The sequence below is a fragment of the Streptomyces sp. NPDC127098 genome, assembly GCF_042722465.1.
GTDB lineage: Bacteria > Actinomycetota > Actinomycetes > Streptomycetales > Streptomycetaceae > Streptomyces > Streptomyces millisiae.
Map to the genome: position 1 here is coordinate 47,689 of NZ_JBHXFJ010000019.1, position 22,732 is coordinate 70,420.

The 22,732-nt window shown below is 72.6% G+C and carries 22 protein-coding genes; 6 read left to right on the plus strand and 16 right to left on the minus strand.

The features are described from left to right. Nucleotides 1-14 precede the first annotated feature (14 nt). The 4 genes from ACFWI8_RS14890 to ACFWI8_RS14905 form a co-directional block, all read right to left on the minus strand. Nucleotides 15-1,307 carry an ABC transporter permease gene (locus ACFWI8_RS14890; RefSeq protein ID WP_387090501.1) on the minus strand — a complete coding sequence of 431 codons (1,293 nt, stop codon included), beginning with the start codon at nt 1,305-1,307 and terminating at the stop codon, nt 15-17. Beyond that, on the minus strand, nt 1,304-2,437 hold the full coding sequence (locus tag ACFWI8_RS14895; RefSeq protein WP_387090504.1) for an ABC transporter permease: 1,134 nt from the start codon (nt 2,435-2,437) through the stop codon (nt 1,304-1,306). The genes ACFWI8_RS14890 and ACFWI8_RS14895 overlap by 4 nt, the downstream gene beginning before the upstream one ends. Continuing rightward, nucleotides 2,434-4,050, minus strand: coding sequence for an ABC transporter ATP-binding protein (locus tag ACFWI8_RS14900; protein WP_387090507.1), 1,617 nt, complete (start codon nt 4,048-4,050; stop codon nt 2,434-2,436). Before ACFWI8_RS14900 ends, ACFWI8_RS14895 begins: the two co-directional genes overlap by 4 nt. Before the next feature lie 441 nt (nt 4,051-4,491). Further along, entirely contained in the window at nt 4,492-5,541 is a 1,050-nt protein-coding gene (locus ACFWI8_RS14905; RefSeq protein ID WP_387090509.1) for a BMP family protein, read from the minus strand. Nucleotides 5,542-5,822: 281 nt separating this feature from the next. Between ACFWI8_RS14905 and ACFWI8_RS14910 the strand changes: the two genes are divergently transcribed. Further along, complete coding sequence (locus ACFWI8_RS14910; RefSeq protein ID WP_387090652.1) at nt 5,823-6,371, plus strand: Uma2 family endonuclease; 549 nt, start codon at nt 5,823-5,825, stop codon at nt 6,369-6,371. Between the two features lie 12 nt (nt 6,372-6,383). Here ACFWI8_RS14910 and thrS read toward each other — a convergent pair whose 3' ends face one another. Both thrS and ACFWI8_RS14920 read right to left on the minus strand, forming a co-directional pair. Next, nucleotides 6,384-7,598, minus strand: a complete 1,215-nt coding sequence (gene thrS / locus ACFWI8_RS14915) for a threonine--tRNA ligase (RefSeq protein WP_387090512.1) — start codon at nt 7,596-7,598, stop codon at nt 6,384-6,386. A 167-nt stretch (nt 7,599-7,765) separates the two neighbouring features. Next, a complete protein-coding gene (locus tag ACFWI8_RS14920) occupies nt 7,766-8,518 on the minus strand; it encodes an SDR family NAD(P)-dependent oxidoreductase (RefSeq protein WP_387090515.1) in 753 nt (250 codons plus the stop codon). A gap of 132 nt (nt 8,519-8,650) precedes the next feature. On the opposite strand from ACFWI8_RS14920, the gene cpt reads away from it, so the two are divergent. Further along, nucleotides 8,651-9,175, plus strand: a complete 525-nt coding sequence (gene cpt, locus ACFWI8_RS14925; RefSeq protein WP_387090655.1) for a chloramphenicol phosphotransferase CPT — start codon at nt 8,651-8,653, stop codon at nt 9,173-9,175. Here cpt and ACFWI8_RS14930 read toward each other — a convergent pair. After that, nucleotides 9,127-9,939, minus strand: coding sequence for an SDR family NAD(P)-dependent oxidoreductase (locus ACFWI8_RS14930; RefSeq protein ID WP_387090517.1), 813 nt, complete (start codon nt 9,937-9,939; stop codon nt 9,127-9,129). The two genes, cpt and ACFWI8_RS14930, sit on opposite strands and share 49 nt — an antisense overlap. A gap of 55 nt (nt 9,940-9,994) precedes the next feature. Between ACFWI8_RS14930 and ACFWI8_RS14935 the strand changes: the two genes are divergently transcribed. After that, a complete protein-coding gene (locus ACFWI8_RS14935; RefSeq protein WP_387090521.1) occupies nt 9,995-10,837 on the plus strand; it encodes a helix-turn-helix transcriptional regulator in 843 nt (280 codons plus the stop codon). Between the two features lie 17 nt (nt 10,838-10,854). On the opposite strand, the gene ACFWI8_RS14940 is transcribed toward ACFWI8_RS14935, so the two are convergent. Together ACFWI8_RS14940 and ACFWI8_RS14945 are read right to left on the minus strand one after the other, a co-directional pair. After that, complete coding sequence (locus tag ACFWI8_RS14940; RefSeq protein ID WP_387090523.1) at nt 10,855-11,334, minus strand: MarR family winged helix-turn-helix transcriptional regulator; 480 nt, start codon at nt 11,332-11,334, stop codon at nt 10,855-10,857. 191 nt (nt 11,335-11,525) lie between these two features. Beyond that, the gene (locus ACFWI8_RS14945; RefSeq protein ID WP_387090525.1) at nt 11,526-12,440 is read right to left on the minus strand and encodes an NADP-dependent oxidoreductase; all 915 of its coding nucleotides are present in this window, start codon (nt 12,438-12,440) and stop codon (nt 11,526-11,528) included. A gap of 223 nt (nt 12,441-12,663) precedes the next feature. Between ACFWI8_RS14945 and ACFWI8_RS14950 the strand changes: the two genes are divergently transcribed. Genes ACFWI8_RS14950 through ACFWI8_RS14960 form a run of 3 tightly spaced genes read left to right on the plus strand, consistent with a single transcriptional unit; the run spans nt 12,664 to nt 14,948 of the window. Next, complete coding sequence (locus tag ACFWI8_RS14950; RefSeq protein WP_387090658.1) at nt 12,664-13,122, plus strand: DinB family protein; 459 nt, start codon at nt 12,664-12,666, stop codon at nt 13,120-13,122. A 44-nt stretch (nt 13,123-13,166) separates the two neighbouring features. Continuing rightward, nucleotides 13,167-14,087: an alpha/beta fold hydrolase gene (locus tag ACFWI8_RS14955; RefSeq protein WP_387090527.1), complete on the plus strand. Its 921-nt coding sequence runs from the start codon at nt 13,167-13,169 to the stop codon at nt 14,085-14,087. A 36-nt stretch (nt 14,088-14,123) separates the two neighbouring features. Beyond that, nucleotides 14,124-14,948 (plus strand): SMI1/KNR4 family protein, encoded by an 825-nt coding sequence (locus ACFWI8_RS14960; protein ID WP_387090529.1) that lies wholly within the window; start codon nt 14,124-14,126, stop codon nt 14,946-14,948. A gap of 98 nt (nt 14,949-15,046) precedes the next feature. Here the strand turns inward: ACFWI8_RS14960 and ACFWI8_RS14965 are convergent, their stop codons facing one another. The 7 genes from ACFWI8_RS14965 to ACFWI8_RS14995 form a co-directional block, all read right to left on the minus strand. After that, the gene (locus ACFWI8_RS14965) at nt 15,047-15,241 is read right to left on the minus strand and encodes a DUF397 domain-containing protein (protein ID WP_387090532.1); all 195 of its coding nucleotides are present in this window, start codon (nt 15,239-15,241) and stop codon (nt 15,047-15,049) included. A gap of 287 nt (nt 15,242-15,528) precedes the next feature. Beyond that, nucleotides 15,529-16,731, minus strand: a complete 1,203-nt coding sequence (locus tag ACFWI8_RS14970) for an amidohydrolase (protein WP_387090535.1) — start codon at nt 16,729-16,731, stop codon at nt 15,529-15,531. A 142-nt stretch (nt 16,732-16,873) separates the two neighbouring features. Then, a complete protein-coding gene (locus ACFWI8_RS14975; protein ID WP_387090537.1) occupies nt 16,874-17,944 on the minus strand; it encodes a hypothetical protein in 1,071 nt (356 codons plus the stop codon). A gap of 88 nt (nt 17,945-18,032) precedes the next feature. Further along, entirely contained in the window at nt 18,033-18,962 is a 930-nt protein-coding gene (locus ACFWI8_RS14980) for an N-acetylneuraminate synthase family protein (RefSeq protein ID WP_311598687.1), read from the minus strand. Next, a complete protein-coding gene (locus ACFWI8_RS14985; RefSeq protein WP_387090540.1) occupies nt 18,959-20,179 on the minus strand; it encodes a cytidylyltransferase domain-containing protein in 1,221 nt (406 codons plus the stop codon). Before ACFWI8_RS14985 ends, ACFWI8_RS14980 begins: the two co-directional genes overlap by 4 nt. 53 nt (nt 20,180-20,232) lie before the next feature. Continuing rightward, a complete protein-coding gene (locus tag ACFWI8_RS14990) occupies nt 20,233-21,642 on the minus strand; it encodes a DUF6716 putative glycosyltransferase (protein WP_387090542.1) in 1,410 nt (469 codons plus the stop codon). A gap of 396 nt (nt 21,643-22,038) precedes the next feature. Next, complete coding sequence (locus tag ACFWI8_RS14995; RefSeq protein WP_311598690.1) at nt 22,039-22,644, minus strand: RNA polymerase sigma factor; 606 nt, start codon at nt 22,642-22,644, stop codon at nt 22,039-22,041. Nucleotides 22,645-22,732: the final 88 nt, after the last annotated feature.

Below are 22,732 nucleotides of genomic sequence, written 5' to 3' on the forward strand. Positions count from 1 at the left end.
CCCGAAATTCTCACTCACCGCGCCTGCCCCCGGCGATAGGTCCTGCCCACCGCGCGCGGCGTGCGCAGCCGTTGCGAGAACAGCGCCAGCACCAGCAGCGTCGCCAGGTAGGGGCTGGCGGTGATCAGCTCGCGCGGGATGGAGTCGCTGGTGGCGTACCAGAGCCACAGCAGCCCGGCCAGCACCACGCTGGTGGCGGCCGCCGCCCGCTTGGCCCGGGTGAACTGCCAGACGGCGAGCACCAGCAGGCCGAGCGAGAAGAGCAGCAGCATGGCGTGCACGGTCGCCGCCTCGCGGGTCTGCAGCGCGTCCATGAAGCCGAAGAGGCCGGCGCCGGCCGCGACCCCGCCGGGCCGCCAGTTGCCGAAGATCATGGTGGCCAGGCCGAGGTAGCCGCGGCCGCCCGTCTGACCGTCCTGGTACATCCGGATCAGCACCGCCAGGTACGCGCCGCCGAGGCCCGCCAGGCCGCCCGAGACGGCGAGCGCCACGTACTTGTAGAAGTAGACGTTGACGCCGAGCGACTCGGTGGCCTCCGGGTTCTCGCCGCAGGACCGCAGCCGCAGGCCGAACGCCGAGCGCCACAGCACGAAGTAGCTGGCGACGAACAGCAGCACGGCGAGCAGCGTCAGCCAGGACACGCTGGTGACGGCGGCCCGCAGGATGCCCGCGGTGTCCGAGACCAGGAACCAGTGGCGGTCCGCGAGGTCGCCGAGCCAGTCGGAGACCCCGGGCACGGTGAACGATTCGAGCCGCTCCATCTGCGGCGACTGCTTGTCGTTGCCGCCGGCCGCCGAGGCGGCGCTGCCCTCGGCGCCGAACCACAGCTTGGCGAGGAACTGCACCACGCCAAGGGCCAGGATGTTGATGGCGACGCCGGAGACGATGTGGTCGACGCCGAAGGTGACGGTGGCCAGCGCGTGGAGGAGGCCGCCGAGCACGCCGCCCACGATGCCGGCCGCGACGGCCGCCCACGGCCCGTGCTGCCAGCCGATCCAGCCGGCGGCGAACAGGCCGAGCATCATCATGCCCTCGAGGCCGATGTTGACGACGCCGGAGCGCTCCGCCCACAGGCCGCCGAGACCGGCCAGGCCGATCGGCACGGCGAACGTCGTCGCGCTGATCCACTGCTGGGTCGAGGTGATGCTGTCCTCGCCGGTGACGACGCGCACCAGGGAGAGCAGCAGCAGCGCGCCGGCCACCACGAGCAGCGCCCTGGAGGTGGTCAGCCGGCGTCGGCCGCCGCCCCGCTCGTGGTTGTCGCCCGGGCGCACTCTCGCCGCCAGGTTGGAGAGGGTCGTGGTCACCGGGACACCTCCGCCGGGTCCGAGTCGTTCTTGCGGGCGGACGCGCCGGCCTGGGCGGCCAATTCCTCGCCCACCATGCGCTGCTGGCGCCTGATCCCCCACCGGCGCACCAACTCGTAGGCGACGACGACGGAGAGCACGATGACGCCCTGCATCACGCTGATGATCTCCTGCGCGTAGTCCTCGGCCTCGAGGCGGGTCGCGGTGCGCTCCAGGAAGCCCCAGAGCAGCGCGGCGAAGGCGATGCCGACCGGATGGTTGCGGCCGAGCAGGGCGATGGCTATGCCGGTGAAGCCCAGGCCCTCGGGGAAGTCGTTGCCGTAGTTGCCGCTCTCGTTGAGCAGCGTCGGCATGCCGACCAGGCCGGCCACGGCGCCGGAGAGCAGCATCGCGGTGACCACGGTCCGCTTGACGCTGACGCCGCTGGCCTCGGCGGCCGGCTCCGACTGACCGACGGCCCGCAGGTCGAAGCCGAAGCGGGTGCGGTTGAGCACGAACCAGTAGGCGACGCCGACCAGCACGGCGATCACCACCGTGCCGTGGATGGGCTGCACCTGGGTCTCGAACTCGAAGAACATGCCGGAGTCGGGGATGTCCGGGGTGTGGACGATGTTCCCCTCCAACTCGGCGAGCCGGCCCTCCTGGAGGAAGTACCCGATGAGCGAGCCGCCGAGGAAGTTCAGCATGATCGTGGTGATGACCTCGCTGACGCCCCTGGTCACCTTGAGCCAGCCGGCGATGCCTGCCCAGATCGCGCCGACCGCCATCGCGGTGAGCAGGATCACCGGGATCTGCAGGACGCCCGGCAGGCTGAGCCCGCCGCCGACCACGGCGGCGAAGAACGCCGCGACCCGGTACTGACCGTCCACGCCGATGTTGAACAGGTTCATCCGGAAGCCGATGGCGACGGCGACGGCGGACAGGTAGTACGGGATGGACTGGTTGATGATCCAGACCTGGCTGTCGCTCTTGGTGCCGAAGTCCAGCATCAGCTCGTAGGCCCGGAACGGGTTCTGGCCGGTGACGCCCATCACCGCCGAGGTGATGGCGACGGCGGTGACGATCGCCAGCAGCGGGGCGGCGACGCCGAGGACCAGTTTCTCGCGGTCGATCCGCAGCGCGTTCCTCACGCCTCGTCACCGCCTTCCGGTTCGTGGTGGGACTCCAGGTGGCCGGTGGCCGCGCCGGTCATGGCGGTGCCCAGCTCCTCGGGGGTGATGGTGGCGGGGTCGGCGTCCGCGACCAGGCGGCCGCGGTACATCACGCGCAGGCTGTCGGAGAGTCCGATCAGCTCGTCGAGGTCGGCGGAGATCAGCAGCACGGCCAGGCCCTCGCGCCTGGCCTGCCTGATCTGGTCCCAGATCTGGGCCTGGGCGCCGACATCGACACCGCGGGTGGGGTGGGCGGCGATCAGCACCTTGGGCCGGTGGCTCATCTCGCGGCCGAAGATCAGCTTCTGCTGGTTGCCGCCGGAGAGCGAGCCGGCGGTGACCTCGATGCCGGGGGTGCGGACGTCGTACTCCTCGACGATCCGCCGGGTGTCGGCGCGGGCGGCGCCGATGGTGAGGAACGGCGGCCGGCCGTTGGGCGGCTCGGTGACGTGGCCGAGCATCCGGTTCTCCCACAGCGGCGCGTCGAGCAGCAGCCCGTGCCGGTGCCGGTCCTCCGGGATGTAGCCGACGCCCGACTCGCGCCTGGCCCGGGTGGACCAGCGCGTGATGTCGGCGCCGTCCAGCGTGACGGTGCCGGCGTCCGGGCGGCGGATGCCCATGACGGCCTCCACCAACTCGGCCTGGCCGTTGCCCTCCACGCCCGCGATGCCCAGCACCTCGCCCCTGTGGATGGTGAAGGCGACGTCGGCGAGCACGTCGCGCGGCTGCCCGTCCGAGTCGGTGCCGGCGAGCCGCAGCCCGTCGACGGTGAGCACCGGCTCGTCGGTGACGGTCGACTCGCGGGTCTCCGGGGTCGGCAGCTCACTGCCGACCATCAGCTCGGCCAGCTGCCTCGGGTTGGTCTCGGCCGGCACGACGGAGGCGACGGTGGTGCCGCGCCTGATCACCGTGATGTCGTCGGCGACCGAAAGCACCTCGCCCAGCTTGTGCGAGATGAACAGCACCGTCAGCCCCTCGGCGGTGAGCTCGCGCAGGTTGCCGAAGAGCGCGTCCACCTCCTGCGGAACGAGCACGGCGGTCGGCTCGTCCAGGATCAGCGTGCGGGCGCCCCGGTAGAGCACCTTCAGGATCTCCACCCGCTGGCGGTCGGCGACGCCGATCTCCTCGACCAGCACGTCGGGACGGACGCCGAGCCCGTACGCCTCGGACAGCTCCAGGATCCGCGCCCGGGCGCGGGCGCCGATGCCGTACGACTTCTCGGCGCCGAGGACGACGTTCTCCAGCACGGTGAGGTTGTCCGCGAGCATGAAGTGCTGGTGGACCATGCCTATGCCGCGAGCGATGGCGTCCGCCGGGCCGCTGAAGGAGACGTGCTCGCCGTCGATCTCGATGCTGCCCTCGTCCGGCTTCTGCATGCCGTAGAGGATCTTCATCAGCGTCGACTTGCCGGCGCCGTTCTCGCCGACCAGGGCGTGCACGGTGCCGCGCTGCACGGTGATGTTGATGTCGTGGTTGGCGACGACACCGGGGAACCGTTTGGTGATGCCGCGCAGCGTCACGGCCGGGACGGCCGGATCACCGGCTTCCCCGGCGCGCTGCGGCGGAACGGTGGAGGCTGTGATGACGCACACTCCTTGAACGACGGTTGCCCCTGGCGGGGCGAGGGCCCCGAAGGGACCTCGGCTTCTCGAACGCGGGCCCTGCCGGGACCCTGCGGGGCTTCGGCACGCCCGGCCTGCCGGCCTGGCGGCCCGGCCGCCTCGTACCACGACCGACGGAACCTTACGCCTGCGGCGGCCACGCCGTCAGGCGCAGCCCTGGCAGGCACGCCAGGGCCGGGGCGGCCCGGCCCGCGGTGCCATGGCCCTGCCGACCGGCCTCGGGCCAGGAAGCCGAAGCGGCGCCCCGGCTCAGCTCAACGCCCGCCGGGCCGAAGGCCCGACGACCCCGCCCCGGCCCGTGGGCCGGAGGGCCGGCGCCCTCGCGCCCCGGCGCGGCCCGGGTTCGCTGGGCCCACACTCCCAGCGAACCGGGCCGCCCCGAGGGGCGGGGGGTCCCCGCCCGGTCGCCCCTTACGGGGTCTGCGCGACCTCGATCTCGCCGGAGACGATGCCGTCCGTCGCCGCCTGGATCTGCTCGGCGATGCCGTCGATGAAGCCACCGGAGGTGGCCAGCGAGACGCCGTTCTCGGCCAGGTTGTACTCGTGGGTGCCGGTCAGCGGCTCGTCGTTCTGCACGCTCTGGATCAGGTCGTAGACCGCCACGTCGACACCCTTGACCGCCGAGGTCAGGATCGAGTCCCGGTACTCGGCCAGGCCCGGCTGCTGGTACTGGTCGGAGTCGACGCCGATGGCCCAGGCGCCCTCGACGCCCGCGACCTCCTCGATCGAGCCGGCGCCGGACTGACCGGCGGCGGTGTAGATCACGTCGATGCCGCGGCCGAGCATGGCGTTGGCGTTCTCCCTGGCGCGGGCGACGTCGTTGAAGCCACGGTCGTCGTTGGTGTAGAGGTAGTCGACCGACACCTCGACGTCCGGGTCGGTGTCGGTGACGCCCTGCACGAAGCCGGCCTCGAACTTCTGGATCAGCGGGTTCTGCACGCCGCCGATGAAGCCGACCTGCCCGCTCTCCGACGTCAGCGCCGCGGCCACGCCGGCCAGGTAGGACGCCTCGTGCTCGGCGAAGACCATGCTGTAGACGTTGTCGCCCTCGGCGACCGCGTCCACCACGCCGAAGGTGGTGTCCGGGTAGTCCGCGGCGACCGTGGCGATGGCGTTGCCGTAGAGGTAGCCGACGCCGATGACCGGGTTGTAGCCCTCCTGCGCGAGCGACTCCAGGCGCTGGACGCGCTCGGCGTCGGTCTCCTCGTTGCCGGCGGTCCTGGTCTCGATCTCGATCCCGAACTCCTCGGCGGCACGGTCGCCGCCGGCCGCCGCCGACTCGTTGAACGAGTGGTCGTCGCGACCACCGACGTCGAAGGCGATCGCGGCACCCTGGGCGCCGGACTCGCCGTTCTCCCCGTTGTTGTTGGACTCCGTTGAGCTCTCGCCACAGGCGGCCGCGGTGAGCGCGAGGGCCGTGGTGAGGGCGACAGTTGCTGCCAGACGCGATACGCGGCGCAAGAGGACGGTCCCTTCAGTCGAAAGCGCCTCTTACCGGCGCCGTTGCCCGCCGATCGTAACGCGCGTAGATGCGGGGAAAAGACCTGGCGAATTCCTGTTATCAGATCGGTGTGTACGCAACGTGGAGGCAACACGTCCCGGGGAAACGAGGGCGGTGCGGCGCGTTCCCCGTCGACTACGCTGAGGTGGTCCGCGCAGCCCGTGCCCGTGAGCCGGGATCAGGCCCCTGACGTCGCCCGAGGCCTCTGGAGGAAGCCGTGACCGCCGAACTGCCCGAGTGGATGACCCCCCCCAGGCCAAGCGGCTGGGAAGCCGACGACCTCGACCACCTTCCGCAGGCACCGCGGCACACCGAACTCATCGACGGAGCGTTGATCTTCATGATGTCGCCACAGCGGTTCTGGCACTCCCGGCTGGTGGGGAAGCTGACCCTCGCGCTGGAGCAGGCCGCCCCGGCCGGCTTCGAGGTCGCGCGGGAGATGACCGTCCGGCTGGACCGCAAGAGCCGCCCCGAGCCCGACATCCTGGTCAGCACCGCGGCATACGACCCCGACCGCACCTGGTTCGGCCCCGAGGACGTCGTCCTGGTGGTCGAGGTGGTCTCCGAGGAGTCGGCCGACCGCGACCGGTCCATCAAGCCGTTCAAGTACGCCCAGGCGCGGATCCCGCACTTCTGGCGCGTCGAGGAGGAGGACGGGGCGGCCACCGTGCACACCTACGAACTCGACACCATGACCGGCGCGTACGTGGCCACCGGCATCCACCGGGGCCGACTGAAGGCCTCGGTTCCTTTCGACCTCGACCTGGACCTCACCGCCCTCGTCCCCTGACCCCCCGGACCGCTACCCCCGCCACAACTCGGTGGTGTGCGCCGCGACCAGGTCGGTGATCGCGCGCAGCGCCTCGGCCGCCGGGCGGGCCGGCAGGCGGCGGCCGTCGCGGAGGCGGAGCGAGACGGCGCCGGCGGCGGACTCCGCCGGGCCGATCACCGCCTGGTAGGGGACGAGCCGCGCGGCCCTGATCCGGGCGCCGAGGCCGCCCCGTCCGGGGCCGCGTACCTCGGCGCGCAGGCCGAGCTCCACGGCCCGCCCGACCAGCCGCTCGGCGGCCGGCAGCTCACCGTCCGAGACCGGCAGCGCCACCAGTTGGAGGGGCGCGAGCCAGGCCGGGAACGCGCCGCCGTGCACCTCGACGAGCTGCGCGACGGCCCGCTCCACGCTCCCCACGATGCTGCGGTGCACCATCACCGGCCGGTGCCGAGCACCGTCCGCGCCGACGTAGCCCAGGTCGAACCGCTCGGGCTGGTGGAAGTCGACCTGCACGGTCGACAGGGTCGCCTCGCGGCCCGCCCCGTCCACCACCTGCACGTCGATCTTCGGCCCGTAGAACGCGGCCTCGCCCTCGACCGCCTCGTACGCCACGCCCTCCCGCTCCAGCACCTCCCGCAGCAGGACCTCCGCCCGCCGCCACTTCTCCGGGTCGGCCACGTACTTGCCGCCCGCGCCGGCCAGCGAGAGCCGGTAGCGGGCCGCCTCGACTCCCATCGCCGCGTAGGCCCGGCGGATCATGGCGAGCGCCGCCCCGGCCTCGTCGACGACCTGGTCGAGGGTGCAGAAGACGTGCGCGTCGTTGAGTGAGATCGCCCGCACCCGGGTGAGGCCGCCCAGCACGCCCGACAGCTCCGCGCGGTACATGCCGCCCAACTCGGCCATGCGCAGCGGGAGATCGCGGTAGCTGTGGCCGCGCGAGCGGTAGATCAGCGCGTGGTGCGGGCAGAGGCTGGGCCGCAGCACCAGCTGCTCGCCGCCGAGCTCCATCGGCGGGAACACGTCCTCGCTGAAGTGCGCCCAGTGGCCGGAGATCTCGTACAGCTCGCGCTTGCCGAGCACCGGCGAGTGGACGTGGCGGTAGCCGGCCCGCCGCTCCTCCTCCCTGACGTACTCCTCCAGGGCGTGCCGCACGGCGGCGCCGTCCGGCAGCCAGTACGGCAGCCCGGCGCCGATCAGGGGGTCGGTGTCGAACAGGTCGAGCTCACGGCCGAGCCTGCGGTGGTCCATGGGTCTGCTCCTCGGTGGACGGCGAGGCGGGTGACCACACGGCGAAGCCCCGGGGCATCCGCCCCGGGGCTTCGATCAGATCATCGGTCAGCGCGCCGGGACTCTCTCCGGCGTCGTCGTGGCGAATCCAGCGCGCTTCACGCCTCCCATGGTAGCGGCCGGTGGTCTCAGGCGGTGAACCCGCCGTCCACGCTGAACTCGGCGCCGGTGACGTACCCCGCCTCCGGGCTCGCCACGTGCGCGACGGTGGCCGCGACCTCCGCCGGCTGCCCGAACCGCCCCGCCGCCGTGAAGCCGGCGAAGAACTCGGCGTTCGGCCCGTCGGCCGGGTTGGCCTCGGTGTCCGTGGGGCCCGGGTGCACGATGTTGACGGTGATGCCACGGGAGCCGAGCTCATGGGCGAGTCCCCTGGTCATCCCGACCAGCGCCGCCTTGCTCGTCGCGTAGAGCCCGAGGCCGGGGAACGGCGTCCGCGCGGCGACGTTGCTGCCGATGGTGATGACGCGGCCGCCCCGCTCCATGTGCCGCACGGCGGCCCGGGTCGCCAGGAACGGGGCCCGCACGTTGACCTCCAGGGTCTGGTCGACCTCGGCGAGCCCCAGTTCCTCCAGCTTCCCGAAGTGGAAGACCGCGGCGTTGTTGACCAGGATGTCAAGCCGTCCGAAGGTCGCGGCGGCCTCGTCCACGGCGCCGGTGACCGCCTCCGGGTCGCCGCTGTCGGCCTGGATCGCGAGACCCCGGCGCCCGGCCGCCTTGATCCCCGCCACCACCTCGGCGGCGCGCTCCGCGTCGTTCACATAGGTCAGGGCGACGTCCGCGCCCTCCGCCGCGAGGCGCAGCGCCACGGCGGCGCCGATGCCCCGGCCGCCGCCGGTGACCAGGGCGACCCGTCCGTCCAGTCGGTTGTTTCCTTCGTTCATGCCGTCGAGCCTGCCGTCGTCGGGCCGCGGAGGCTGGCGGCGAAGCGACATCGCGTTCCCGGCCCGTAGCCTGGCCGCATGGCGACGGACGTGATCGTGCTGAACGGCGGCTCCAGCTAGGGCAAGTCCCGCATCGCGCGGTGCCTCCAGGCGGTGCTGCCCGAGCCGTGGCTGACGCTGGGCGTGGACACGCTGATCGAGGCGATGCCCGCGTCGATGCGGACGTCGGACGCCGGGATCGAGCTGGCGCCCGACGGCGGCGTCAGCGTGGGCGCGGAGTTCCGGGCCGTCGAGGCGGCGTGGATCGCCGGGGTCGCGGCGATGGCCAGGGCCGGTGGGCGGGTCGTCGTCGACGAGGTCTTCCTCGGCGGCGCGGCCTCCCAGCGCCGTTGGGAGGCCGCGCTCGGCGGGCTCGACGTGCTGTGGGTAGCGGTCCGCTGCGACCCCGCGGTGGCCGAGGCCCGCGAGGCCGCCAGGGGCGACCGGATCGGCGGCATGGCCAGGTCCCAGGCGGAGTTGGTGCACCGCGGCGTGGCCTACGACCTGGAGGTGGACACCAGCCACACCGGGGCCAGTGAGTGCGCCCGGCTGATCGCCGCCCGGGTCGGTCAGAGGGTGATGCCGCCGTCCACCGGCAGGACCACGCCGGTCACGTAGGAGGCACGATCGCTCAGCAGCCAGGCGGCGGCCTGCGCGATCTCCGCCGGCTCGGCGGCCCGGCCCAGCGGGCAGCGCTGGGTGAGCTGGTCGATCACCCCCGGGGTCGCCGCCTCCCAGTCCCGCAGCATCTCGGTCAACGTCGCGCCGGGCGCGATGGCGTTGACGCGGATCCCCTCCCGGCCGTAGGTGACGGCCGCCGACTCGGTGAGGCTGTTGACGGCGCGCTTCACGGCGCCGTAGGCGGGCAGCTGCGGATTGGCCCTGAGGCTGCCGACGCTCGAGTTGTTGACGATGGCGCCCGAGCCTGCCGTGGCCCTGATGGCGGCGACCTCCGCCGCCATCGCCGCCCAGGCGCCCCTGAGGTTGACGGCGTAGACGTGGTCGAAGTCGTCCTCCCGCACCTGGTCGAGCGGCCCGGGCGGCACCCCGGTGGCGCCGTTGTTGAAGGCGACGTCGAGGCGGCCGTGCAGCTCCACGACCCGGTCGACGGCGGCCCGGACGCCGGCCGAGTCGGCCAGGTCGCACACCACGTGGTCGGCGGTGCCGCCCGCCGTCCTGATCTCCTCGGTCACCGTCTTCAGCTGCGCCTCCGTACGGGCGGCGAGCACCACCCGCGCGCCCTCCCGGGCGAAGAGCCGGGCCGCCGCCGCGCCGATGCCGCGACCGGCGCCGGTCACGAGGGCCACCTTGCCGGCCAGCAGTCCACCGTGGTTCGTCATGTCATCCATGGCCACGAGCCTCCGCCCGGACCGGCGGCTCATCCAGGCACCGGCGGTACCTGGCTAAGCCCCGCCGACCGGCCGCACACTGGGCGTCGTGGACAGACGCGAGCTGGCCGGCTTCCTGCGCAGCCGGCGGGAACGGATCACTCCCGGGGACGTCGGGCTGCCCGCCGGCCCTCGGCGCCGCACGCCCGGACTGCAGCGCGAGGAGGTGGCGCAGCTGGCGTTCATCTCGACCGAGTACTACACGCGTCTCGAACAGGCCCGCGCCCCGCGCCCGTCCCGCGAGGTGCTGGCCGGGCTGGCCCGCGCGCTCCGGCTGTCCGACCTGGAGCGCGCCCACCTCCACCACCTGGCCGGCGCCCCGCCGGGACCGCCCCCCGGCCCGCCGCGCGAGGTGCGGCAGAGCATCCTCGACCTGCTGCGCCGGCTGCCGCAGGCCGCCGCGATCGTGCTGTCCGCGACGTCCGAGGTCATCGCCTGGAACGACCTCGCGGCCGCCCTGATGGAGGACTTCTCCGCCCTCCCCCGCCGCGACCGCAACCTGCTGCGCCGCACCTTCCTGCCGGACGCCACGCCGCCCTACGGCCTGACGGAACCCACCGAGTTCGCCCGCAACGCCGCCCACCAGCTCCGCGCCACCGCCGCCCGCTACCCCGACTCCCCCGAGGTCGCCGACCTGATCCGTGAGCTCCTCGCCGGCAGTGAGGAGTTCACCCGCCTGTGGGCCTCGCACGACGTGTGCGCGCAGCCCGTCCTCCGCAAGGTCCTCGACCACCCGCTGGTGGGCCCGATCACCGTCAACTGCGACGTCCTCGACATCGCGGACCGCGACCAGCGCATGGTGATCTACACCGCCGCCCCCGGCTCCGCCTCGGCAGAGGCGCTCCGCCTGCTGTCGGTGGTGGGCACCCAGCGGATGGACGTGCCGGGCTGACGCGCGACGGCGACGTCCTACTCGCCCGCCGGGGCCTGGCGGTCGTGGTCCCTGATGGACCGCTCGATCACGTACGCGGACGCGGTGAACGCCTCGATCTGGTCCGCCGTCAGATGGCGCACGGAGATCTCCTCCAGCGTGCGCCACATGTCGGCGATGGGCTCGCGCAGGGCGCGGCCCGCGTCGGTCAGGCGGACGACCATGACGCGCCGGTCGTGTGCGGCCGGCTCCCGGGTGAGGAGCCCGGCGTCCTGCATGCGGCGCAGCGACTTGGAGACGGTGGAGTGGTCGAGGCCCACGCTCTCCAGCAGTTCGGACTGGGTCTGGCCGTCGCGGTCGAACAGCTGCATAAGCAGCAGTTCCTGCCCCGGATGCAGGTTCATGGCGCGGAGCATGGCGGCGGCGTGGCCCCGGTGGACGCGGGCGAGTTGGAAGACGGCGTAGCTGAGGCGCCCGTCGCGTGCCGTGCTCGGGGGCCCGGATGCGGGGTCGGTCATCGCTGCTCCTCAGCCGGCGTGGGTGGGGTGGTCGGTGTGTCCGGTCGCGCCGCCGCCGTGGAAGGTGGCCGGGTCCGGGGGTGTTCAGCGGTGCTCCGGAGCGTAGCCGGCGGACCGGGTCGGGGTTGGCCGGGGCCAGGGCCAGGGCCAGGGCGTCGACGGTGACGACGTCGGCCCGGCCCTCGCGGCGGTCAGTCGACGGTGAGGACCAGCTTTCCGCGGCCGTGGCCGCCGTCGCTGACCTGCTGGGCCCTGGCCGCTTCGGCGAGCGGGAAGGTCGCGCCGACCGTGGTCACCAGCGCGCCGGCGGCGGCCTGCCGGGCGAGCTCCGCCAGTCGGGCGGCCGAGCGCCGCTGCGGGCCCTCGGCGAAGACGACGCCGAGTTCGCGGGCGCGGAAGTCGGCGGTGGTGACGATCCGGTCGGTGCCGCCGCGCAGGGTGATGGAGTCCTCCAACGCGCCCTTGCCCGCGGCGTCGAACACGGCGTCCACGCCCTCCGGGGCGACGGCGCGGACCCGCTCGACCAGGTCGTCCCCGTACACCAGCGCGGTGGCGCCGAGCGAGGTGACGTACTCCTGGTTGGCCGGTCCCGCGGTGCCGATGACGCGGGCGCCGCGGGCGACGGCGAGTTGGACGGCGACGGTGCCGAGGGCGCCGGACGCGCCGTGGATCAGCAGCGTCTCGCCGGCCTTGACGTCGAGCAGGTCCAGGACCCGGTCGGCAGCGTCGCTCGCCACGGGCAGCGCGGCGGCGTGCGTCCAGTCGAGGCCGGCCGGCTTGGGCGCGAGGACGGCCGCCGTGGCCAGCGCGTACTGGGCGTAGGCACCGGTGTCGGACCAGCCCAGGACCTCGTCGCCGCCCTTCAGTCCTTCGACGCCTTCGCCGACGGCGTCGACGACCCCGGCGATCTCGCCGCCGGGGACGGCGGGCAGCGTGGTGGGGAAGATGGCCTGCATGATCCCGGAGCGGATCTTGCCGTCCACCGGGTTGACGCCGACGGCGCGGACCCGGACCCGGACCTGCCCCGCCTCGGGGCTGGGCGTCTCGATGTCCGCCTCGCGCAGGACCTCGGTGCCGCCGAACGCGTCGAAAACGATGGCCTTCATGACTGCTGTCTCCTTGGGTGAGCGATCCGGCGACCATTTACGTGGCCAGCCACATGAAAGGTAACACCAATTATGTGGCTAGCCAAGTATCTGCCTGGCGACGCAGCTCCGCCGGGCGGCCGAACGGCCAGGGATACTGGCCCGGACGCAGACCGCACGAGGAGCACGACCCGTGAGCACCGACCCCCGTGAAGGACCGCCGAGCTTCGGCAGCGAACGCGAGATGCTGCGGGCCTTCCTCGACTACCACCGGGCGACCCTCGCCATGAAGTGCGAAGGGCTCACCGACGAGGAGCTGCGCCGGCGGTCGATGCCGCCCTCGACGCTCTCGCTCCTCGGCCTGGTGCGGCACATGGCCGAGGTCGAACGCGCCTGGTTCCGCCGGGTGTTCGAGGACAACGACGCCCCCCTGGTCTGGTCCGACGAGATCGACTTCCAGGCGGCGTACGACGCGAGCGCGTCGACCAGGGCGGAGGCGTTCGCGGCCTGGGAGGCCGAGGTGGAGAACTCACGCCGTGTCGAGCGGCAGTCCGACTCCCTGGACCGGGCCGGTCACCAGCCGAGGTGGGGAGAGGACGTCTCGCTGCGGATGGTGATGACGCACGTGCTCCTGGAGTACGGCCGCCACAACGGGCACGCGGACCTCCTGCGGGAGGGCGTCGACGGGACCGTGGGCGCCTGAGTCCCTCCCGCACCACGGGCTGGACGATGGTGTACACCAGGTGCATGGTTCTTCCCGCTGAAGTCGTCGCGCCCGTGAGGGTCGAGGTCCGCCCAGGGCACCACCTGGCCGTGCGGCGCCGTGGGGACGGTGGCGTGCCGCTGCTGCTCGTCCACGGGTTCCCCTGCACGAGCCGCATCTGGTCGCACAACCTCGTCCCGCTGGCCGAGGCGGGGTTCGACGTCGTCGCGCCGGACCTGCGTGGCTACGGCGACTCCGACTTCGCGCCGGACGACTTCTACGACTTCAACGCGTTCAACACCGACCTGACCGACCTGTTCGACCGGCTCGGCTGGGACCGCGCGGTCGTCGCCGGACACGACCTGGGCGCGATGATCGCCATCGACATGGCCAACCGCCACCCCGACCGGGTGGACCGCCTGGTGATCCTGGACGACTCCATGCCCGACCTGGGCGAGACGTTCGCGGCGGCGGGCATCCCGCCGGGCCGGCCCAAGCCCGCCGTCTACGACTACCAGCGCCGCCAGGGACACCACGCCGACGCCCTGGTCGCCGAGCTGGACACGCCCGAGCGGCGGCGGCGTTATGTGGGCGAGTTCTACGGGCACCGCCTGTGGTGTCCACCCGACGCCTTCGACGAGGACGACCTGGCCTTCCTGACCGAGCCGTACGGGGACGCGGCCCGGCTGCGTGCCGCCTTCGCCGACTACGAGGTCGTCATGGGCACCCGGCCCCTGTCGGCCCCCGAAATGGTCGACCGCCCGGTCCGGCAGCCGACCCTGATGCTGGTCGGCATCGACCAGGTGACCGTCGGCGACCACACCGAGCAACGTTGCGCGCTCGCCTTCCCCGAGGCGGTCGGTCCGTTCTGGGTCAAGGGCGCCGGCCACTTCATGCCCTGGGAGCGGCCCGAAACGGTCAACCGCGCCATCCGCTCCTTCTGCGGCGACCTGCTGGCGGCCTGAACCACCTGTCGGTGGCGGATGGTTGACTCCCCGGCCATGGAGATCAACGAACTGTTGGCTCGCGTGTACGACCTGGCGTGGCCCAACCGCCACCTGCGGCTCGACTGGCCGAAGCCGCCGGCCGGGTCCGTCCGGGTGCCCGTGCCGGACGGCGTCGATCCGTACGACCTCGTCGACGCGCTCAGCAACCGCCACGGCGAGCCCGTCGACGCGCCGGCACTGGACTGCGGTGACGAGGTGGCGTGGCTGTACGCCTGGCCGCACTCGGACCGCTGGTTCGTCTTCGGCCGCGGCACCGGCGACGACGCACCACATCTCGCCATCGCCACGCGAAGCACGCCGCAACCCGAGGAACTGCCGGCCGACGCGTCCTGGTTGGAGCGACTGGTGGCCGTCACCGGCTGGGTCCCGCCGGAGCGGCCGGCGATCGACTGGGCGGCCGTCGAGTCCCGCCTCGGGACACCCCTGCCGAGCGACTACAAGCGGCTCGTCGAGACCTTCGGCGACGGGGCGTTCGACGGCTTCCACGGCGTCTTCCCACCGGAAGAGGTGATCTCGCGCGCCGAGTACGACGCCGCGCACGGCGCCCAGGAGCCCTGGGAACCGCATCCGCCCTTCCCGGCCGCCGGCGGGCGGCTGCTCTGGGCGGCCAACGAGGCCGAGCAGGAGATCGCCTGGCTCACCGAGGGCCCCGACCCCGACCGCTGGCCCGTCCACGCCAAGGGTTGTGGGCCAGTGCCTGGCCAGCGCTTCGACTCCTCGTCCACCGAGTTCCTGTTCCGCCAGCTCACCGACCGCCAGCACCCGTTCTGCTTCGGCGCCGGCGTCCGAGCGCACTGGTTCGAGCGCGGGGGCGTGTGACCGCCCGGTCAGGTGCCTCGCCATCGTGTGCTGTCCGGGAACGACGCCAGCCACGGTCACAGTCGGCGACAACGGCGCACGGAGTGCGACGAGAGGCGCTAGCCGCGCGAAGTCCAGCCACCGCCCTTGATGGCGGTCAGCAGCGCCGCCACCCGCGCGGGGCGGGTCGCGAGAACGGCGGCCGGATCGTCGCTCTCGCGGAGGAGGAGGGAGTCGGCGGCGGTGGCCAGTTCTATGCAGTCCTGGTGGGGCTCATCGCTGAAACTGGACTTCTGCCACTCAGGACCGGCCATGGATCGTCTCCTTCAACGAGTACAGCAGGTACTGCGCCAGAGCCAGGCTGCCTTCGCCCAGGGCACCCTGAGGGCCCATCGGTGCCAGGGCCACCCTAGCCAACCGGGCGAAGTGGGCGGTGAACTCCTTGAGTTGGCGTTGGCTGCTCGAGGTTGACCGTCCGCAGCTCTCTGGTGCCCGGGCCCCGTCAATGCTGAAGGCGCGGCTTCCTGCAGAGCCTGGCCCGCCACTGGGGGTGCGACGTGTTCCGCCGCCCGGCCGGCAAGTCCGTCTGGTTCGACCTGGGTTAGCTGAGCTGCGCCGCCGTGACCAGCAGTTCCACGCCCACGCCGATCGCCGACTCGTCGACGTCGAAGTCGCCCTGGTGGATGTCGCGTGGCGTGGACCAGCCGCCGGCCGGAGGGCGGACGCCGAGGCGGGCCATGGCGCCGGGGACGTGCTCCAGGTACCAGGAGAAGTCCTCGCCCCCCAGGCTCTGTTGGGTCGGCTCGACGGCGCCCGCGCCGAAGCGGGCGGTCATGGCCTCGGTCAGCAGCGCCGTGGAGGACGCGTCGTTGACGACCGGCGGGACGCCCCGGATGTACCGGAGCTCGGACTTGGCGCGGTACAGGGACGCGACCTCGTCGACCGCCGCATGGATGATGTCGGGCGCGGTGCGCCACGCCTCGATGTCGAGGCAGCGCATGGTGCCGGAGAGCTCCGCGGACTGGGGGATGACGTTGGGCGCGTGGCCCGTCTCAAGGCGGCCCCAGGTGATGGCCATGCCGGCGCGGGTGTCGACGCGGCGGGCAACCAGGGCCGGGACGTCGAGCGCGACTCGGGCGGCGGCCGTGACCAGGTCGGTGGTGAGGTGCGGGCGGGCCGTGTGGCCGCCGGGGCCGGCCAGCCTGACCTCTATGCGGTCGCAGGCGGCGGTGATCGCGCCAGTGCGGACGCCGATGCGGCCGGCGTCGACCTTGGGGTCGCAGTGCAGGGCCAGGATGCGGGCGACGCCGTCCAGCACGCCGCTCTCGATGGCGTCCTGGGCGCCGCCCGGCAGCACCTCCTCGGCCGGCTGGAACAGCAGCCGGACGCCGCGCCGCAGCCGGCCCTCGGCGGCCAGCCTGGCCAGCGCCAGGCCGGCGCCGAGCACCACCGTGGTGTGCACGTCGTGGCCGCAGGCGTGGGCCCGGCCCGGGATGGTGGAGGCGTAGGGCACCGTCTTGGTGTCCGGGATCGGCAGCGCGTCGAGGTCGGCGCGGAGCGCGAGGAGTGGTCCGGTGTCTCCGGCCGGCCGTACGTCGCACACCAGTCCCGTGCCGCTGGCCAGCACACGCGGGGCGAGCCCGGCGCGCTCCAGGCGCTTCTTCAGGACGGCGGTGGTGCGAACCTCCTGGTTGCCCAACTCGGGGTGCATGTGCAGATCCCGGCGGAAGGCGATCAGCTCGGCGCGCAGCTCGTCATCGAGTTCCAGGGTGGGCGCGGACTCCGGAGACAGCAGATCACTCACGTGACGAGAGTACGCCCGTTCTCCTGTCAACACCGCATCGATCATGGAAAGTTCACACAGTCGAATCACCCGGTGGCCGCATAGGACCGTGTGTGACTGGGTATGAGTACTTTCTTTCGCGCGCGGCGCAGGGTTCGAGCGCTCACTGCGGAGTCGGCAGCGAGGTCAGACCGTGGGTGCCGAGCGCGGTGTTGGTGACCGTCGAGAGGAAGCCGCTGGCCCGTTCGGTGACGCGGTCGGTGAACCAGGTCTGGGATATGTCGCAGACCGCCACCTTCACCTCGGTGTCGGCCAGCACCTTCGGCAACGTGTGCACCACGGTGGAGGGGAAGCTCAGGATCGTGGAACCGATCGGGCCGCGCCTGGCGACGAGTTCGAGCGGCAGGTCGGGGCGGACGATCTCCACGCCGGCCTCCGCGCTCAGCCGCCGCAGCTTCTCGTTGCTCTCCCTGCGGTGCGCGAAGTAGCGGGTGACGCCGTGGGCGCGGGCCAGGCCGGCCACGCCCGCCACGTATCGGTCCTCCTGGATGACGCCCGTCTCGACCAGCGAGGTGCCCACCAGGTCGGCGCCGCCGGTCAGCATGGGCTCGGGGAAGTGGGCGCGGGTCCAGGCGAAGGCGTTGGCGGTGACCGTGACGCCCGCGACGGGCTCCACGGGCATGGCCGTGAACACCTCGACCGAGCGCCGCTCGGTGGGCGTCAGGTGCCGCACCGCGCGCCGCGCGACCGGCGCGAACGCCCACGCCCTGGGCCCGCGCGCGGACGGCCGGTGCCAGCGCACCAGACGCTCGCCACGGGCGAGTTGGGCGGTGAACTCCATGGTGGCCGTGCCGTCGTCCACGACCACCACGTCGCAGCGGCCGCCGGCCATGGACAGCAGCAGCTGGAGGTAGCGGGAGAACGGGTCGCCGATCACCAGCAGCCCGGCCCGCCGCATCGGTCCGGTCAGGGCGGCCAACGAGCGCGGCGGGGCGACGGCACCCCCGCGGGCCTCGCGCCAGAGCACGCGGTGCCCGGCGTCCCGGGCCAGTTGTGCCATGCGGCGCAACTGGCCCCGGCTGGTGGGGTCGTGCGGGGGCAGGATGACCACGGTGAGCTCGCGCACGTCACGGGGGTGCGACGTGTGTGCCCACTCGAGGATGTTGAGCAACTGCACCGGACTCTCGGCGAACGCCAACGTGCTGGCGCCCGCCTTGGCACCCCGGTCGGTCATGCGCCTCTCTCCGTTCCGTGAGTTCCGCAACTCGGTTCGTCCCGTAACGCGGCCCGCTCGCCCCACCCGTACCAGTGTCGCGCGGTCCTCAGACAGCGGCCGGCTCGCGCTCGGCCTCGCCCTCGGCCACGACGCCCTTGACGCGGCGCAGCTTCTTCATCGGGCCGAGCTCGCTGTCGTAGACCTTCTTGACGCCGTCGCCCAGCGACTCCTCGATGATCCGGATGTCGCGGACCAGCCGGGTCAGGCCCTGCGGCTCGACGGAGGCGGCCTGGTCGGAGCCCCACATCGCGCGGTCCAGGGTGATGTGCCGCTCGACGAAGACGGCGCCGAGCGCGACGGCGGCCAGCGTGGTCTGCAGGCCGGTCTCGTGGCCCGAGTAGCCGATCGGCACGTTCGGGTACTCGGCCTGCAGCGTGTTGATCACGCGCAGGTTGAGCTCGTCCGCCTTGGCCGGGTAGGTGCTGGTGGCGTGGCACAGCAGTATGTTCTCGCTGCCCAGGACCTCGACCGCGTGCCGGATCTGCTTCGGGGTCGACATGCCGGTGGACAGGATGACGGTGCGGCCGGTGGCGCGCAGCTTGCGCAGCAGCTCGTCGTCGGTCAGGGAGGCGGAGGCCACCTTGTGCGCCGGCACGTCGTACTGCTCCAGGAAGTCCACGGCCTCGGGGTCCCACGGCGAGGCGAACCAGTGGATGCCCTTCTTGCGGCAGTACTCGTCGATGGCGCGGTAGTCGTCCTCGCCGAACTCGACCCGGTGCCGGTAGTCGATGTAGGTCATCCGGCCCCACGGGGTGTCCCGCTCGATGTCCCACTGGTCACGCGGGGTGCAGATCTCCGGCGTGCGCTTCTGGAACTTGACCGCGTCACAGCCGGCTTCGGCCGCCGCGTCGATCAGCGCGAAGGCGTTCTCCAGGTCACCGTTGTGGTTGATGCCGATCTCGCCCGTGATGTAGACGGGACGGCCGGGGCCCACGACGCGGTCGCCGAACTTGCGAAGTCGGTTGTTGGTTGTCATGAGGGGCTGAGTTCCTTTCCGAGGATCCACGAGGCGATCTCGCGGATCGCGCCGGCGCCGCCCGCCGCCGAGGTGACCGCGCGGGCGGCCCCCCTGACGACGTCGTGGGCGCTCGCGACGGCGACGGGCCAACCGACCAGGTCGAAGCAGGGCAGGTCGTTGACGTCGTTGCCGGCGTAGAGCACGCGTTCCGGCGCGATTCCTTGCTCCTCGCACCACTGTTTGAGGGCGAGGTCCTTCCGGTCGATGCCGTGCAGCACGGGTATGCGCAGCTTGCGCGCCCGCGCGGCGACGACCGGGTTCTGTTCCGTGGACAGGATCAGGAGCGGGATGCCCGCCCGGCGCAGGGCGGCGATGCCCAGGCCGTCGCCGCGGTGCACGGCGACCATCTCCCGTCCCTCGGAGTCGACGAGCACCCGGTCGTCGGTCTGGGTGCCGTCGAAGTCGAGCACGACCGCGTCGACGTCGTCGCGGGTCGGCAGGTAGTCGGGGTAGCCGGCGTAGGCGGCCCCCGCCTTGGCCAGGCCGTGCTGGCCGCCGTCGAGCAGCGGCGCGAGGGCGCGGGCCCTGGCCAGGTCGTGCGGGTCGTCGATCTCCAGGACGCGGGCCGGGTCGGTGCGGACCAGCTCGGTGCGGCCGAAGAAGCGGTGCCGCTCGACGCGCAGCCCGTCGGCGCGCATCGCGTAGCAGGCGCCGGTCTCCAGCAGGTCCTGCGGACGGTCCTGCCGCATGGGGCGGTAGGACTTGTCGTGGTTGACGCCCTGGCCGCCGGTGCTGGCGGCCTCGCGCCAGACGAAGCCGTGGAACGGGGCCACGGTCAACGCGGTGTCGGCGCCGTCCAGGATGGCGGCGGCGACGCCGTCCACCTCCTCGCGGGTGAGGAAGGGGCTGGTGCACTGGACGAGCAGGACGACGTCCACGGTGACGCCGTGGCGCTCCTCGTAGACGTCCGTCGCGTGCAGGATCGCGGCCTCGCTGGTGGACTTGTCGCCGGAGATCTCGGCGGGGCGCTCGATGACCTCGGCGCCCGCGGCGTGCGCGGCGGCGGCGATGTCGGGGTCGTCGGTGGAGACCACGACCGCGGTCAGCAGCCGGGCGGCGCGGCACTCGCGGACCGCGCGGGTGACCAGCGGCGCGTCGCCGACGGGGGCGAGGTTCTTCCCCGGCACGCCCTTGGAGCCCCCGCGGGCGGGGATCACAGCCAGCACAGTGCTCATGCCAGAAGCCTTCGTTCGTTGGTGGGACCGCGGTGCGGAGGAGGTCTCGGGGGTCACAGCTGCCCCCAGCGCCTGATGAGCGGGGCGACCCGCTGGACACCGGCGCGGTAGGCGCCGCGCGCGGTGCGGCGCAGCAGGCGCTTGGACGCCCCGCGCACGCCGGTGGTCGGGTCGGGGCCGCCCTGGAAGCCGGCCAGCGGCTCGCCCTTGACGTCGAGGCCGTGGCGGGCGAGTACGCCGGGCAGGTAGCCGGGGGCGGTGCGCACCGTGTAGTAGGGGTCGAGCGGCGGCAGCCCGTCCTCCGCGGCCTGGTGGACCAGGGCGGCGAGCCGGGCGCGGGCGGGCGCGAACGCCTCGTCGGGGTCGCGACGGAGGCCCTGGTCGGCCAGCCAGCCGGCGTCCGGCGTCGGCACGTGGCCGCCGTCGAGCTCGTCCCAGGAGGCGAAGCAGCCCGAGCCGAGAAAGTAGTGGTTGCCGTGCTGCTCGCGGATGCCGAGGTCGCTGAGGACGGCGGTGGGGATGCCGCGGTGCAGGGACTCGAGCGCGGCGGTGGAGCTGACGGTGACCAGCAGGTCGGTGCCGTCCAGGACCTCGCCCATGTTGCCGTAGGCGAGGCTGAAGTTGGCCGGGGTCTCGCCCTTGATCCGCTCGACGAGGCGCTGGTAGGGCAACTCCTCGATGTGCGTGGTGTGCTCGCCCGGCTTGCTGCGCAGCTTGAGGACGACCTCGCGCTCCGGGTGGCGGCGGGCGTGCTCGACGGCGCGCTCCAGCAGGTAGGCGCGGTCCTTGCGGGTGCCCGGCACCGAGGGCTGGACGGCGAAGACGACGCGGTACGGGCGCTCGCCGCGCTCCACGGCCCGCGGGTCGTACGGCGCGCCGGCCAGGAACGGCAGGGCGCACTCGGTGACGGCCGAGGCGTCGGCCCGCACGCCGCGGAACTGTTCGCGGAACCGGGAGGCGTCGTAGGGGCTGTTGGCGAGGACGACGTCGGCGCCGTGGCGCAACAGCAGGCCGTCGGTGAGTTTCTCGTAGACGACTCCCACATATCCCGTGATGACCACGGTGCGGCGGGGAGCGCCGTGCCAGGCGCGGGCGAGACCGTGCAACATCGCCTGCACGGAGCCGCCGACGCAGGCGAGGATCAACGCGTCATAGGGCGCGTCTTCGGAATTACCGACGACCTTCGCAGCGTTGTTCGCACTGTCGGGGTTTTCGGTGTCGGTTTCCTGGAGATCACCGATCAGACGGAGGAAGTTGATCGCGGTGATCTCTTCCGGTTCATCCACGCCGGTGTCGGTCTCGGCCAACTGCCGCGCGGTGGGCGTCGCGCGCCCCCGCAGCAGGTAGCCGTCGACGGACGACTCGGGGGCTATCCGGCGCGCGGTGAGCGCGCCCCATTTCCACCGCGTGTCAGAATCCGCCAACACGGCCAAACGCAGGGGGCCGCGAGATGAATCGGGCACGTAAGGAACCATAGGCACCGAACGATAGGCGTCGGAGTTCGAGGGTCGGGCCAACTCAGTCACAACAACCAGTTAACAGCACGACACCTGCCGGCCAACTCGCACGGCGGCCTCGGGAATTCGTCGAACAATCAACGTGAATTAACGGCCCGGGTAACCGCTATTCGCCTTCCGTTCACCTTGTCGGGCTGACTGGCCGTCGGCCGGAAGGACGGGCGCGGGGAGGGGGCGGCTCGGACGCGGAGACGCGAAAAGGCCCGGTCGACGCCGGGCCTGGAGGAGAGGGGTGCGCGGGCGGGGCTAGGGGGAAAGCCGCCCCGCCCGCGCCTGGGCTTCCCTGAGGTACGGGGGGGACCTCGGGTTGCCCTGTCGGTCGATGACCAGTCGACCTGTTCCTTACTGCGCCGTAGCCCTCGATTCCGTTACAGCCGCCTCCGAGAGATGCTCGGGGGCGCGGCCTAAGCGCTGCGCCAGGCGGCGAAGACCGCGGTGGTTGGCGGTGCGGACGGCGCCCGGCCGGCTGCCCATCAGCGAGGCGGCGCGCTTGGCGTCCAGGCCGAACATGGTGCGCAGCACCACGGCCTCCGCCTGCTCCTGGGGCAGCTCCGCGACGAGCGCCAGGGCCCGGCTGGTGGCCAGCGCGTTCATCGCCTCCTCGGCGGTGTCGGCCGAGGACGGCAGGTCGGCGAGCGCGTCCTCGTCGGCCCTGCACTCCTGGGGCCGGCGGCCGCGGGCCCGCAGGTGGTCGAGCGCCCGGTTGCGGGCGATCCTGGCGGTCCAGCCGCGGAACCGGTCCGCGTCGCCGCTGAACCGCTGGAGGTCGCGCGATATGTGCAGCCACGCCTCAGCCGTGACGTCCTCCGCGTCGGGCTCGGCCACGATGGTCCGCACATAGCCGAGCAGCCGCGGGTGGACCGCCCTGAAGACGGTGCGGAACGCGCTCTCGTCCCCTTCCTGGGCCGCGTGAACCGCCGCGGTCAATTCGACGTCTGCCCCCTGCACTCCCGGCCCCCCTTGGCGACTCGCGCCGCATGCGTTTCAAGGTTGGTGACTGTGTGTCTCTAGTGCCTGAACGCTACGCGGCCCCGCC

Coding starts and splice junctions, on each gene's coding strand:
- ACFWI8_RS14910 (WP_387090652.1), top strand. CDS start 5,823: ATGACCCCCCCCAGGCCAAGCGGCTGGGAAGCCGACGACCTCGACCAC.
- thrS (WP_387090512.1), bottom strand. CDS start 7,598: ATGGACCACCGCAGGCTCGGCCGTGAGCTCGACCTGTTCGACACCGAC.
- ACFWI8_RS14920 (WP_387090515.1), bottom strand. CDS start 8,518: ATGAACGAAGGAAACAACCGACTGGACGGACGGGTCGCCCTGGTCACC.
- ACFWI8_RS14930 (WP_387090517.1), bottom strand. CDS start 9,939: ATGAGCCGCCGGTCCGGGCGGAGGCTCGTGGCCATGGATGACATGACG.
- ACFWI8_RS14940 (WP_387090523.1), bottom strand. CDS start 11,334: ATGACCGACCCCGCATCCGGGCCCCCGAGCACGGCACGCGACGGGCGC.
- ACFWI8_RS14945 (WP_387090525.1), bottom strand. CDS start 12,440: ATGAAGGCCATCGTTTTCGACGCGTTCGGCGGCACCGAGGTCCTGCGC.
- ACFWI8_RS14950 (WP_387090658.1), top strand. CDS start 12,664: ATGCTGCGGGCCTTCCTCGACTACCACCGGGCGACCCTCGCCATGAAG.
- ACFWI8_RS14955 (WP_387090527.1), top strand. CDS start 13,167: ATGGTTCTTCCCGCTGAAGTCGTCGCGCCCGTGAGGGTCGAGGTCCGC.
- ACFWI8_RS14960 (WP_387090529.1), top strand. CDS start 14,124: ATGGAGATCAACGAACTGTTGGCTCGCGTGTACGACCTGGCGTGGCCC.
- ACFWI8_RS14965 (WP_387090532.1), bottom strand. CDS start 15,241: ATGGCCGGTCCTGAGTGGCAGAAGTCCAGTTTCAGCGATGAGCCCCAC.
- ACFWI8_RS14975 (WP_387090537.1), bottom strand. CDS start 17,944: ATGACCGACCGGGGTGCCAAGGCGGGCGCCAGCACGTTGGCGTTCGCC.
- ACFWI8_RS14980 (WP_311598687.1), bottom strand. CDS start 18,962: ATGACAACCAACAACCGACTTCGCAAGTTCGGCGACCGCGTCGTGGGC.
- ACFWI8_RS14985 (WP_387090540.1), bottom strand. CDS start 20,179: ATGAGCACTGTGCTGGCTGTGATCCCCGCCCGCGGGGGCTCCAAGGGC.